This is a genomic window from Bacillus sp. F9_6S_D1_P_5, from assembly GCF_054823925.1.
Window position 1 is genome coordinate 41,325 of sequence record NZ_JBTREW010000023.1, and the last position, 13,178, is coordinate 54,502.

Genomic DNA, 13,178 nt, shown 5'->3' on the forward strand with positions numbered 1-13,178 from the left:
TTTCCCCTTATACTCTCTTCCGTCTTAAGGCTATAAAGATTAATATTAATCCGTTCACAGCTAATAAAATTACTATAATACTAGTAAGTAAAGCTATATCTGCCGCAAATATTTTAATCGTATGCCATGGTGAGCTTGTACTATAAGTAAGAAGCGGGATGAAAATAATAGATAATAGTAGGAATAGATTCCCTATAAATAACCAAGTTAGACTTTTAACAGTTTTCTTATGTTTATATTTTTTAATTAACATAATTGATATACTGAAAAGCGCGAATATAACTATAGACATAACAATTTGTATAAATGGTATGTTTTTAGGGATATCAACCGGTTCTTCCGCATTCAAAATACTAATAACCCCATTTTTCAATACCGATAGTGCTGGTTCTTCTAATACATGATTTTTATTCGTTAAAATCACACCACTCCAGCCACTATTATTTAAAGTAAACATTTCTGCACGAGCATCGGGAGTTGATCCTGAATGCCAAATCATCTTTTCACCATCATTTATATTTGTTGTTCTTAACCCAAAACCATAACTTTTTTCTGAATTAATTTTATAAAGTGATGATAGATAAAGATCAATGTTTTCTTTCTTTAAAAATTGAGTGTGCTCTTTACGATTCAAAAACATAAGAAATTGAATCATATCTTCTAAACTTGCAGTAATATAACCATACGGTGCCCCAGCATTGTCATAGGACACTATACTTTTTCTTGGTATGCCAAACCAAGACTGATAACCTGTTAAATAACCCTTTTCATATGCAGTTTCTTTACTTGCTGCCGCGCCATTCATATTTAATGGCTGAAAAATATGTTTTTCCATATATGATGAATATGTTTCATTTGTGACTCCTTCAATAAGTGCACCTAATACAATATAATTCGCATTACTATATTGATATTTTTCACCTGGTGGAGCAGTTAATTTTACATTTGAAAGTTTCATTACATTTTCTTTTAATGCTGTAGAATTTTTGGATTGCTTATCTGATAATGCTAAGCCCTCATATGTACTGATTCCGCTTGTATGAGTTAGTAGATGTTGAATTGTTATATTTGAGGATATTTGTGAATCTTTTAGTTTAAACCAGGGAAGGTATCGTTGAACTGGATCCTCTAATTTTAATTTTTTATCTTGTATTAATTTTACTATAGCTAAAGCTGTTAAAGATTTACTTATTGAGCCGATTGCAAATGGGGTTTTACTAGTTATCTTTTTTTCAGATTCTCCAGTAATTCCAATCGTTTTTGTGAAAAATACATCTTTTTTATGTACAATTGCAACAGAAGCTCCTGGAATGTTCTGCTCTTTTATAAATTTTTCAATATACTTATCCAATGCAATTTTAATATTTTGCTGAGCGTAAACTTTTGGATCTGTAATACATAACATTAATACATTACAAAGTATATAAATTAGAGACATTTTATAGATTGTATTCTTCATTATGCTTTTGAGAGCTTTCTTTTTTTATAACTTACTAAACTAATAAAGACTACTACAGAGAGCATAAAACTAATCATTATTAATAATGAATTCCACCATTGATTTTCTGAAATACGATATAAAAGATTATACTGAAATGTAGTTTTACTATTTGTTGGATTTAATAATCTAGTTAAAAATATTGTAAATGTAGTTTGCGAGATGAGGTAAGTAATAACTGCGATGAATATGCCGCGTAAGATAGATTTGTTTAATTTCCCCTTTTCATTTTTCAATTGCTTCCTTTTAACTTGTAAATCAATCTCATTTATTTCTAAATAGTCTTGAACAAATAATTGAGGTGTACCTAAATCACCTATACTATCTTCACCATGTTCACGACATTCTTGAATATGTTCTAATATTTGTTGCTTAATATTTTCCCTTTCTTCTAAACTAATATCGTATTGCTTTAATTCCTTAAGTACGTCTGTTAAAAATTGTTTTTCTTTACCTAGTAATCTATTCCTCATTTCAGAAGGTCTCCTTTCAAACCGCTTTTTAGTAATGTTTGAATATCCGATTGCAATTCTAACCACTCATTTATTTTATTCTCAAGACGTATTTTCCCGTTTTCATTAATTTCATAATAAATCCTAACTTTACCACTGTCTGTTACTACTTGATAAGTATTAACCCACTCTTGATTTTTCAACTTAGTTAAAATAGGGTAAATACTTCCTACTCCTTTCAATTTTAAATTGTTTACTTCAAGTTCTTTCATAATCTCATAACCATAACTTTTCTTTTTCGACAAAATAGATAATACACACATTTCTAAATGACCTTTAATTAAACTTGTTCTATCCATAGGATAAATTTAACAGAAATATATACTTCATTCAAGTATATATTTCTGTTAAATCTAAAAAAACAGACAAAACAACAAAGTTATTAAATAAGCAAGAACATCACTAATGAACTGTTTTCACCCTTAATAATCACTTTTATAATATAATAATTACATAATATATCAACTGTTCATACCTTTTATTTCTTATATCTCCTCCTATCATCTTAGTTAAAATATAGTATACAGGACATAAAAATACTAAAAGATCCAATTTCTTAATTTTCACATTAAGAAATTGGATCTTCTTTCATTACTTTGTAATACTCATACTGCGTTATTATGAACATTATAAAGAATATACGTTTTATATTAGTTATGTTAATAACACATAAATTAATAAAACTTTACTGATTACTCTCAAGACATTCATAAACCGCCATCATATGTCGTTTATCCAATTCGCGAATACGATTAAAAATTGGTATTTGCGCAACAGCTTCTGTTAATAAGCTTTCATCCACAACATCATTAACTTTTCCAGTTAACCATGTTTGTACATCCACATCCTCAACTACTTCTTTTAGTCCTTCGTCATTAATACCAGTTGCATTACAAGTTACACATGGGATTGTTAGTTTAAACACACCATCATGTAGATTATCTTCCGTTATAACTTTCTTTCCTTTACAAAATGGACATGGGTTAGCTTTTTTAATTTTATTAATTTGGGTAACTAACTTTTTGTATCCAAACGCTTCGTATACATACGTAAGTTTTTTATATTTACCATTTGTGAAATACTTATCTATAATGTTTTCTCTCGTTTCATATACATTAGGGAAATCACAAACAGTTACTTGATTATTAACACTAATGGATTCAATATTTCCTTTTATTTCATCCCAGAATGGTAAGACATTTTGTAACACCATTTCATAGTTTGAAAAGCTCGCCTGTTCTAATTCAAACATTTTCAGTGCAACTTGTGTTTTTCTTGGCAATGACGAAACATCTTCTGTCAATTTCATATCGCCACCAACAATAGATTTCAATTTATGAAGTGCAGGTAAATCACCGACTATTTTCAACACTTCATCAATTGGTTGATTGATAATTTCACGAATATCGAAGTTAGCAAATTTAAGCAGTTTTTGATGATTTAATACCGTTCCCTCACAAATTGGACATGTCATCATTTCTTTAGAAGTCTTAATTTCCTCTTTAATAGCCGCTTTTGAAATAACAATATATCCACCAATAATTGTATTAAATCCTACCCATGTTCTGCGTGTCTTTCCTTTTTTATCATAAAATGATTTTTCAAAATATCCGTACCAAAACGTATGCTTTTCTTCTTCTGACATATCATTATAGCTCTTTGATAAATCGTGACCAAGCTCATTTTTAATTTCTTCAAATAAAAATTCTATTTTTTCATATTGATAAAATTTTAATACTTTCATGATTTCCGGATCAAATAAACCATCCCAAAATGGAACGTTTTTATCTTGAATTGTAATCTCTTTATCGAAAACTTCAATTTGAAGACGTCCAGAACAAGATGGACAGTGATTGTCCTGTGAATAGAAATCAAAACTTCTCGTATCTTTATTAGTTGGATGAGCAGCTACCATATGATTAATTAGTCCACCAATTTCATATAAGAAACTATATTGACTATATAAATGTCTTTCAAGATCAATGGCAACAACAGGCGCAATTGTATCAGATTCATATTCACCATAAATTAAACGGGCCATTGATGATAAACTTTTTAAAATACCACCCTTATAAATGTTTTCGGCATTTTTAAAATAGTTAATATGATTTTCTTCTACATAGTGAACGCCTTCTTTATGCTTAAGTGCTGAAGAAATATGTATTTGCTCAGCATTATTCACACTACTTTTTTGACGATAATAATCTTCATGACTTACTACATCAAGATGATTTATAGCTTCAAGCTTTCTTTTCCCGAAATCTACAATATAATCAGAGCTTTCTAACATGTAACTATTATGTTCAATCATAATGATAGAGACTGATTCATCTTGCAATATTCCTCTAACACTATCTATAAATTGATTTAAAATATTTTGTGATAAACCTTTTGAAGGCTCATCAAAAATAAATAATGTATGTGGATTTCTTGTGTTTGCAAATAACTCCGAAACTAAATGAACACATTGAAACTCACCTGTTGATAATGTTTGTGTTTTTCGTTCTAACGTTAAATAACCAAGTCCTAATTTAATTAGTAGACTCAAGCGTTTATACGCAATATCTTCATTCGGAAGTTCATCTATTATATCCTCAATCGAACGCTCAAAAATATCATCAATTTCTTCGCTATACTTTGTTAGTTTCTTTTTAATATCTAAAAAAGTGGCTACAGTTGATCGACTTGTAATGGATTGATTTCGATCTTGTCCTACCATAACTAATTTATCTTTTGGATATCGTTTCATGAAATCTGTAGCTAAACATTCATTGACAAGTGTAGATTTCCCGCATCCAGATTCTCCTGTAACCGTTACAAGCCTATTTTTAGGGATTTGAAACTCCGCCATTTGGATATTACGGCAATATAATTCTTGGAATGTATAATATTCTGTTGGTACTTCTTTCTTTAGATCCGACAGTATTGGTTTTGGTCTTGGTGATTCTTTCACAATTTGTCCACCATATTTTCCACTACCAGGTCCAAAGAACAATTGCTCATCTGTTGTATCCAGTACTGTATCTGAATGATCGATGAGCCAAATTTGATTTTTACACCCTAACTGCTTAATCTCTTCTAATATTTGTAATAATGTTTCATGATCAAGTCCAACTGAAATCTCATCAATAATAATTACAGCATTTTCACTTACTGCCATGAATTCAGCCAAATATAGTCTTGTTAACTCTCCACCTGACAACGTACCCATAATTCGATTTAAAGTTAAATAACCAATGTTCATATTAATTATATTTTGCAATATATGTTGCTTCGCTTCACTAATATTTAACTCTTCCGCTAACGAAAGAATAGACTCAACACTTAAATCATTTATATTTGAAATTGTATGTGGTTTAGCAAATAAATCTATAGTATGTTGTTCGATTTCTTCACTATAACGTTTTCCTTTACATTTTTTACACTCAATATTTTTAGTAGTACCTCGACCTTTACAGCCAGTACACCAGCCTAACTGGTTATTGAATGAAAAAACCTCAGGTGAAAGATGAAATACATCAGCAAGTTTTTCACGTACCTCTGTGAAAACACCAGTATGTGTACCAATTGTTGAACGTGGATTTGAAGAAATCGATGATTTTCCTAGAAAAAGAACTAAAGGCATATCTTCCATCTTAATAGCACTAAAATTCGTTTCCATAATGTTAGGAAATAAATATTGATATTCAGCCTTTGGCAATAAAGAAACTAATCGTTTTTTTGATTCTTCGCCAATCGTTTGACAAAAAGTTGTTTTACCTGATCCTGATAAACCAGCGATTCCAAACGACTTATTAAATGGAATCGCTGTATCTAATTTATTTATGTTATTAGCAATTAATTGATTTACTTTCATATTAACCTCTATTCTTATTTTTCATTAAAATCATTTTTACAGTGTAATAATTACATAATTAATATAACCTTTTATAAAATTACCCTCTCACTTCAAGGGTTTTATCCTTATATGTTTCAAACCATTGTTGCCATTCATCTTTAGAAAATTCTTTTTCTTTTCCTTCTAGTACGGAGGAAAAAAGATTTAAGCAAATATGCCAACCAGCTATATCTTTCGGAGTATGATCAGTTAATTCATGAATGTACTCTTTAAGAAGGAAAAGAGTACCATTTTTTTCTTTATGTATTTCAAATCGGACACGATCTTTATCCCAGGTAAATTCAAGTACTGAGTTTACTTGACACTCTAAAATATCAATATTTATAAATGAACCGTCCATCATATCGAACTTTATAATCCCACCCGTTTTAAGGCTTTCAATTTGTAAATTAGACATCCATTTTTTTAGCTTACTGTTTTCTGTTAAAACAGACCAAACTTCTTCTATCGAATATGAAAAATAGCGCTCAAATTGTACTACATATTCATTACCTAGTTTATCTATTACTGCTAACATTATTAATTAACCTCCTTTTCGCCCAAAAGAACGAATGTACGTTCTATATTTTATTTTACATGATTTCAATTAAAAAATAAATCACTATTACATCCCATTAATTTAAGAGGTTTTTGTTAGCTCCAAAATGGATTGACTTATTATATATGAGAGCTCTAATCTAGTTGACCATGCTTTTATCGGATCAACAATATTATCTTGGTTAAGCTTGTTCACGTATTTTAAACCTTCTACTGTAATATAACTAATATTAAAATCTGTAAAAGTATTTATAATCATTGGCCATTCTCCATCAGTCATTCTGCATTTAGAATATTTTATTATGTAATCAATTGCTCGTTTTGATAACGCACATGAACCAGCTGTAATATCTACTTGTTTCTCTAATTGTAATGACATAATTTTATTTGATACTGATTCTGTAACTTGCCATTCTTCAGGATGTGTCTGAAAAGCTTTCTCCGTTCTGCCAATGATTAAGTAATCTACATCCACTATATTATGAATGAACGAATTAAGCTCAGCTGGATATTCTTTAATCCAAGTTAGCAAACGATCAAAGTCACAATAGTGATAGTAATCATAGTTACTAACAAACTTCAGAGAATCCCTACGTGCATTCCCTACCCCTAATTTTTCTACTATATTTATATGGAAGTTACATTCCTCTAATTCTTTTACAATCTCTTTTGGTGTTACATTACTAATTGTTATATATTTTTTATCATAATTTAAATTTAACAATTCCTCTTTTAGTTCTTTTATTGTAGATAATAAGCTCCCTGTTGGATCATGAGTAATGCATGTTAATGCCACTTGTTTTATAGGTTGCATAGTATATTTATCCCCTTTGCAAAATAAAAAGCAGAAAGAATACTTTCTGCCCATTTTATAATAAGTACTATATTTCTTACGCTCAATTTAACTCATATCATGTAGCTTTAAGAAATTCTACTTATATTGTGTCCTCACCTTCATCGAACATAGAATTACAGCATATAAAAAAGCGCAGTGACTCATGAAATTATTGAACTAAATCTACTTCCTTGAAAAACTTATCGTTTAATCGCATCAACAATTAAAGATGGGAAGCCAATCTTATCTCCTTTATTTCTAGAATCATACCTTTTCGAACGGAAAATAACACCGTCGTTAGCATCCCATTCGTTGTAATAAAACTCACCATTTTCATCACAATATTCAAGTAGAACTACCTCAAATCCAGCAGTTTCAAACATTTTCGTTAATGTTTTATAATTATGAACGATTTTATGACTTGCTGCTGGATGATCTTTCGGACCAGGTCCGCCTATTTGAACTATATTTTGGTATGCTTCGTCTCGGAAAAATGCATCAGGAACACCGCACCGAATGTGCCCTGCTGGCTTTAAAAATTCATAACAAATTTCTGCTGCCCTTACACCCTCTTCAAATGTAAGGTGTTCCCATACATGCTCAGCTAAAATAGCTGAAATAGAGTTGTATTCAAATCTTTCTTCCCACGTAGTTTCATCTAGTAAATTAAGTTCATCTTCTTGCGTTTCTATCCAACCTGGATTATTGTTAAACATTCCAGCTCCGACTACTACTTTAATTGCTTCTTGTTTCATTGCCATCACTTTTACCCCGTAAACATTTTAATTATTAATATATTCTATGTTTACTATTATTCTACCTTCTACAATAAGTTAAGAATAAATAGTGATTGTTTTAACAAAAAATGAGTTCCGGACAATATCAAACTCACTCTCTAAAAATCCTTTCATGCAATGATCTAACTAACTTAATGGAATCATTTCATGATACATACTATTTTTGTATCTTTCTAAATTTGCGAGCTAAAGTGAGTACGGTACCTGCAATAACCATCCATATGCCCATTGTTGCACTGTTAGTTGTACTGGCACCCGTGTTTGGAAGCTCTTTATATGTAGACTCTTTTTTATCGGAATTACTGTTGTTCGGGATATTACCGTTATTATTGTTATTAGTAAGGCCTTTAGCTTTGCTAGTGTCTTTATCCTTCACTAATACTTTTTGTATTGTATGTACCTCATTACCTACAGAATCTGCGACACTATATATTATTTCAAAAGTACCAGCTTTAGTGGTATCTCCAATACCTTCATATGTTACTTTAGAAGTAAGATCACCGTCTTCTTTATCAGTAGCTGATACACCTACCATTGGATTGAATTGATCTCCTTCAGTAATTGTAGTTGTAGCAGGTACTTTTAGTATTGGTAATTCATTTTCAACTTCTTCTCTAACTTTGACCGTTACAGTTTGTTTCGCAGTTACTTCATGACCTTTAGAATCTGTAGCTGTATACGTTAAAACGTAAGTACCGGATTTAGTTGTATCTACTTTACCATCAACTTTTACTTTAGAAGTAAGATCGCCGTCTTCTTTATCAATAGCTTTTACTTTCGCAATTGGATCAAATGAATCCCCTACATGAATTGTCGTTGCAGCAGGCACTATTAAGGTAGGATTTAAATCTGGTGTTTCTCCATTTCCATCTACAATTACCGTCTGCGTAGCCGTTGCATTCCCCCCTTGAGAGTCAACGACCGAGTAGTCCACAATGTATGTACCTGGTTTAGAAGTATTTACATCGCCTTTATGTTTTACTTTATTTGTTAAATCACCATCTTCTTTATCAACAGCTTTTACATTACTCATCGGGTCAAATGTATCACCTACACGCAGTGTAATTGTAAACGGTACAGTTAACTCTGGTACTTCGTTTTCTTTCACTGTCCCTTTAATTTTCGCTGCATCAAAAGCTTTTTGGACCGCTTGAACCTCAATTGAGTTCGCCCCATATTTATTTGTTGCAACTTTAAGACACGCTAATCTTAATTCAGAGAAATCAGATGTCATGTTTAATTCATCAGTATTTGTATAATAGAAAATATCAAACATTTTATCTTCACCAATGCCATTTACAGCTACACCGTTATGAGTTCCACCTTGTGCAATTAAATACGCGACTTTATTAATAATACTTGAGTTGAAATGGACGCCCTCATTATCTTCTCCGTCTAAATCACTGTATTTGCTATAATCATCTGGATACGGTACTCCATCAAAAAATTTGACTGAAGGTGGATTTTTCATATTACGGAGAACTGATCCGCTTTGTTCTCCTATTGTCCAGTTAAATTCCCCATTATTTATATATTTCTCAATAGCCGTTCCCATAATATCAGATAATGCCTCATTAATTGCCCCAGATTCCCCGAAAAATTCAAGATTAGATTCGCTAGTTGTAACCGCATGTGTAAATTCATGACCCGCTATGTCAAACGCTCTAACCATTGGATCACCATATATAAGCATACTAACATTGTTAATATTAGCACTAAATGCATTTGCCCAATTTTTAGGATCATTTGTTTCTCCAGAATCCCATGCATGCACAACTGAAACTACTTTTTTCCCCTTATTATCAAAACTATTACGCTTATATTTTTCTTTATAAAAATCATATACGTTTGTTGCTAAGAAATGAGCACTTACCGCTTTTGGATCATTAAATGTTGTTGATGTGCTAGTTGCTAATATACCAGGATAATATTTATCTTCAAAAGTAATATCTCTATAATTCACATCGTACGTCTCAATTCCTTGCCCCCTTGTATAATCAGCAAGCGCATATTTCCCGTTACTTTGTTCGGAAATACCGAATGTACGAGTTATACTTAAATCATCTTTTCCAGTTCCGGTTAATGATTTAAAATTGCTTTTTTTACTCTCCTGAATAGCTTCAACATGCTCTTCACTTACTTTTAAATCTGACTCTTGCACCATATTTTTCAACATATCACCATTATGAGCATTTACTAAATAAGTTCCAGATACATATTTTGGTGTTGCAGCAGCAAATGTAACTTGATATGCATTGCTAGCCTGCCCATTATTTTCATTAACAAAAATAATTTCCTTAACTTCTGGCTCAGAAATAAAGCTAATATCATTTCCGTACTTCGTATAAATATATTGCTTCGCTTCTTCTTTTGATAATTTTTTTACATTCTTTAAATTTTCTTGAGTTAAATTTTGCGCACTTTCTCCTGAAACACTTTTAATAATACCTTTTTTATCCACATGAGCAGTCAATTGGTGTCCATATACTTCTTTACCTTCATATATTTGTTGCATCCGCACGAGTGTAGTCCCATCATAAGAACCACGTTTTTGAACAACTTCGTAATCTACCCCTTCGTCTCCACTCACTTGTTTTGGAGACAAAGAATGCTCCGTCTTTTCCATAAGTGCATCTTTCACTACGTTCTCAGGCGACTTTTGTGATGGGTGTGTAAGTTCACCTGTACGGAACGATTCCTCTTGAATTTCAATTTGCATTTGATTCTTTTCCTCTGCATAACCTACTCCACATGGTTTTACAGTTGTTAAGGCTAACCCTGTCGTTATGGCAACTATAGCTATTTCTTTTTTATTTTTCATATTATTTTCCTCATATAATTTCTTAAACTATGAAACTGCTTAAATGTATTCCTATCAAAAATAGAAAAACAAAAATTACAGCACATTACGCAAAAGCGTATTATAAAAAGATGACTTCTGTAAACAACAAAAGTCATCCCTTCAACATGTAAAATCCCTAATATATTATTAATGCATAATTTCTATATAAAAAGAAAAAACATTCTTTAACGAGCATTTTGCATTACTTTTATTAGGTCATTTATATTTTCGACTTTCTGCTGAAACTGATCAAATCTACTATGTAGCAATGAAGGATTTTTATTTTCAGTTGAAATAACTAATTTTAATTCCTGTTCTAATTTATCATATGTATGAAAGAAATTATCAAATTCTACACTTACGAGTTCTTCATTTTCACGATAATATCTTTTTGCTTCTAAATAAGTCATATAGGATTTATTTAGAAATCCTAATGAAATTAAATATTTTGCAGTGTTTTCTTGATAAATAGCGATATCACATGCTATTTTAATATCAGAATACGTCTTTTGAACGAAAAAATGTAATTCAAAAATCTTAAACTTTAATCCAATATTCATTTCATCCCCTCCCATCCTATCTATTCTACATAAAAAAAGAATATTGTACAAAGTAAAATATCAATATAGTACAAAAATAAAAAGCGAAAGAATAACTCCTTCCGCTTTTTATAGCAATACATACATTTCATATTGTGCTAATGAATTCTTTTCAAATCCAGTTTTCTTTAAAAAACCTGCCATTAAATTGTTGTTTGGAAACCCAATTGATAAACTTGATACATTTAAGTTTTCTCTTGCTATTTGTAATAATTTTGATCCAATACCACGATTTCTATAGTCTTTGTCTACGAAAAGAAAACTAATTTTACCTTGTTCATTTAAACATATAGAACCCTTTAAATCATTATCGACATATACGCCGTAAAATGTATTATTTGTTTTTTTGATATAATCCATATCATTTTGCCAATTTATATGGAAGTGCAACCATTTCTGAATTTCAAGTTTAAACGATGAAAAATCTAATTGTTTTACTTCAATTCCCTTACACTCTTTATTTATTATTTTAGTCATATCTTTTAAATTATAATAAGATAGATCGTACACTTTTTCATAGCCTAATTTCGTATAAAAATGAATCGCTCGGTTATTGCCTACAATGACTTCAAGAAAAAGTTGCTTACACTCATTTTGAACCGCCTCTTCTTTATGTAGTTCAAATAACTTTTGACTCACACCAATACCACGGTAATTAGGATGAACTGCTAATGTTCCACAGCGCATTGTTTTTATGTTTTCGTAATCCTTTATCCCGCCAAGTATTACACCAACAGATTTGTTACCGTCTACGGCAAGAAAGGAATGTTTAAGTGAATTCCCTTCTGGTCCAAAAAACCTTTTTATAAAATCTTCTTTTGAAACTTCCATTTTAATAATGTAATCTGAAAATCCATCTTTAAATGCTTCATATACTAAATCTATACTTACTTCACTGCACCTTTTGTATTGAATCATATAAAATTATCCCCCACTTACTCGTGTTAAACTTAACATTCAAATACATAAAATATACTAGTTCCATCCTACTCAACATTCTTTAATTTTTATACCACTTAATTTGAAATGAACGGACACCTCCCCACATATCTATCACTATTAATTTGTTTTATAACAAATGGTGCAATATCCCCATTTTGTATTTTGATTCCTGGCATATCAACTAAACTCTCTTTTATATTTCCAATACCATTTCCCTCTATAACAAACGGTAATCTAACAATTGTCCAATCTACTTCACTACTTTGGATAATTTGTAATTCTTTATATTTATCTTGCATCATCTTTGATAAAAATACTTTAAACAAGTTAGCTCCTATTTTATTTACAATTCTCTTTTGATCTCCTGTAACATTTAAAGAACCTCCAGAAATTAGTATATATCTTTTTATTTCAAATTCTTTCATTGCTTCTAAAATATGCTTCGTTACTGTGCTAAAAATATAAGATTCATTTTTTGGTTGACCTACCGCATTAATTACAGCTCGACACCCTTTAAGTAATTTGCGTATTGAAGCAAAATCACGTGCATCTCCATTAATAATCTCTAAATTTTCATTTGTTATTTTGATATTATTAGAATTTCTTGTTAATATTTTTACTTGATATCCATTTTCTAACGCTTCGTTTACAAGGAATTTCCCGGCTTTTCCGTTTGCACCCAGAATAGCTATTTTATTTGTACTTTCCAATATTAACC

At 30.7% G+C, this 13,178-nt stretch carries 11 protein-coding genes; all 11 read right to left on the reverse strand.

All coding sequences use genetic code 11. The annotated features are described in order from the left end of the window. Nucleotides 1–7 precede the first annotated feature (7 nt). The gene (locus ACUXEY_RS23020) at nt 8–1,459 is read right to left on the reverse strand and encodes a serine hydrolase domain-containing protein (RefSeq protein ID WP_461301685.1); all 1,452 of its coding nucleotides are present in this window, start codon (nt 1,457–1,459) and stop codon (nt 8–10) included. Then, nucleotides 1,459–1,971: a DUF1129 domain-containing protein gene (locus ACUXEY_RS23025; protein ID WP_461301686.1), complete on the reverse strand. Its 513-nt coding sequence runs from the start codon at nt 1,969–1,971 to the stop codon at nt 1,459–1,461. The genes ACUXEY_RS23020 and ACUXEY_RS23025 overlap by 1 nt, the downstream gene beginning before the upstream one ends. Beyond that, nucleotides 1,968–2,273, reverse strand: a complete 306-nt coding sequence (locus tag ACUXEY_RS23030; RefSeq protein ID WP_306638939.1) for a PadR family transcriptional regulator — start codon at nt 2,271–2,273, stop codon at nt 1,968–1,970. Before ACUXEY_RS23030 ends, ACUXEY_RS23025 begins: the two co-directional genes overlap by 4 nt. A 422-nt stretch (nt 2,274–2,695) precedes the next feature. Further along, nucleotides 2,696–5,866: an ATP-binding cassette domain-containing protein gene (locus ACUXEY_RS23035; RefSeq protein ID WP_461301687.1), complete on the reverse strand. Its 3,171-nt coding sequence runs from the start codon at nt 5,864–5,866 to the stop codon at nt 2,696–2,698. A 79-nt stretch (nt 5,867–5,945) separates the two neighbouring features. Continuing rightward, nucleotides 5,946–6,425 (reverse strand): SRPBCC family protein, encoded by a 480-nt coding sequence (locus ACUXEY_RS23040; protein ID WP_166704919.1) that lies wholly within the window; start codon nt 6,423–6,425, stop codon nt 5,946–5,948. A gap of 102 nt (nt 6,426–6,527) precedes the next feature. Continuing rightward, on the reverse strand, nt 6,528–7,259 hold the full coding sequence (locus ACUXEY_RS23045) for a hypothetical protein (RefSeq protein ID WP_166704918.1): 732 nt from the start codon (nt 7,257–7,259) through the stop codon (nt 6,528–6,530). Between the two features lie 221 nt (nt 7,260–7,480). Further along, nucleotides 7,481–8,041 carry a class I SAM-dependent methyltransferase gene (locus tag ACUXEY_RS23050; protein ID WP_166704917.1) on the reverse strand — a complete coding sequence of 187 codons (561 nt, stop codon included), beginning with the start codon at nt 8,039–8,041 and terminating at the stop codon, nt 7,481–7,483. 193 nt (nt 8,042–8,234) lie between these two features. Further along, nucleotides 8,235–10,898, reverse strand: coding sequence for a M4 family metallopeptidase (locus ACUXEY_RS23055; RefSeq protein WP_461301688.1), 2,664 nt, complete (start codon nt 10,896–10,898; stop codon nt 8,235–8,237). 206 nt (nt 10,899–11,104) lie between these two features. Continuing rightward, nucleotides 11,105–11,479, reverse strand: coding sequence for a hypothetical protein (locus tag ACUXEY_RS23060; protein ID WP_166704915.1), 375 nt, complete (start codon nt 11,477–11,479; stop codon nt 11,105–11,107). A 108-nt stretch (nt 11,480–11,587) separates the two neighbouring features. Continuing rightward, the gene (locus ACUXEY_RS23065; protein ID WP_166704914.1) at nt 11,588–12,436 is read right to left on the reverse strand and encodes a GNAT family N-acetyltransferase; all 849 of its coding nucleotides are present in this window, start codon (nt 12,434–12,436) and stop codon (nt 11,588–11,590) included. A gap of 98 nt (nt 12,437–12,534) precedes the next feature. After that, nucleotides 12,535–13,170, reverse strand: coding sequence for an SDR family oxidoreductase (locus tag ACUXEY_RS23070; RefSeq protein ID WP_166704913.1), 636 nt, complete (start codon nt 13,168–13,170; stop codon nt 12,535–12,537). Between the last annotated feature and the right edge of the window lie 8 nt (nt 13,171–13,178).

Bases quoted from the DNA above. Each gene is read 5' to 3' on its own strand.
- ACUXEY_RS23020 (WP_461301685.1), bottom strand. From the start codon at position 1,459: ATGAAGAATACAATCTATAAAATGTCTCTAATTTATATACTTTGTAAT.
- ACUXEY_RS23025 (WP_461301686.1), bottom strand. From the start codon at position 1,971: ATGAGGAATAGATTACTAGGTAAAGAAAAACAATTTTTAACAGACGTA.
- ACUXEY_RS23030 (WP_306638939.1), bottom strand. From the start codon at position 2,273: ATGTGTGTATTATCTATTTTGTCGAAAAAGAAAAGTTATGGTTATGAG.
- ACUXEY_RS23035 (WP_461301687.1), bottom strand. From the start codon at position 5,866: ATGAAAGTAAATCAATTAATTGCTAATAACATAAATAAATTAGATACA.
- ACUXEY_RS23040 (WP_166704919.1), bottom strand. From the start codon at position 6,425: ATGTTAGCAGTAATAGATAAACTAGGTAATGAATATGTAGTACAATTT.
- ACUXEY_RS23045 (WP_166704918.1), bottom strand. From the start codon at position 7,259: ATGCAACCTATAAAACAAGTGGCATTAACATGCATTACTCATGATCCA.
- ACUXEY_RS23050 (WP_166704917.1), bottom strand. From the start codon at position 8,041: ATGGCAATGAAACAAGAAGCAATTAAAGTAGTAGTCGGAGCTGGAATG.
- ACUXEY_RS23055 (WP_461301688.1), bottom strand. From the start codon at position 10,898: ATGAAAAATAAAAAAGAAATAGCTATAGTTGCCATAACGACAGGGTTA.
- ACUXEY_RS23060 (WP_166704915.1), bottom strand. From the start codon at position 11,479: ATGAATATTGGATTAAAGTTTAAGATTTTTGAATTACATTTTTTCGTT.
- ACUXEY_RS23065 (WP_166704914.1), bottom strand. From the start codon at position 12,436: ATGATTCAATACAAAAGGTGCAGTGAAGTAAGTATAGATTTAGTATAT.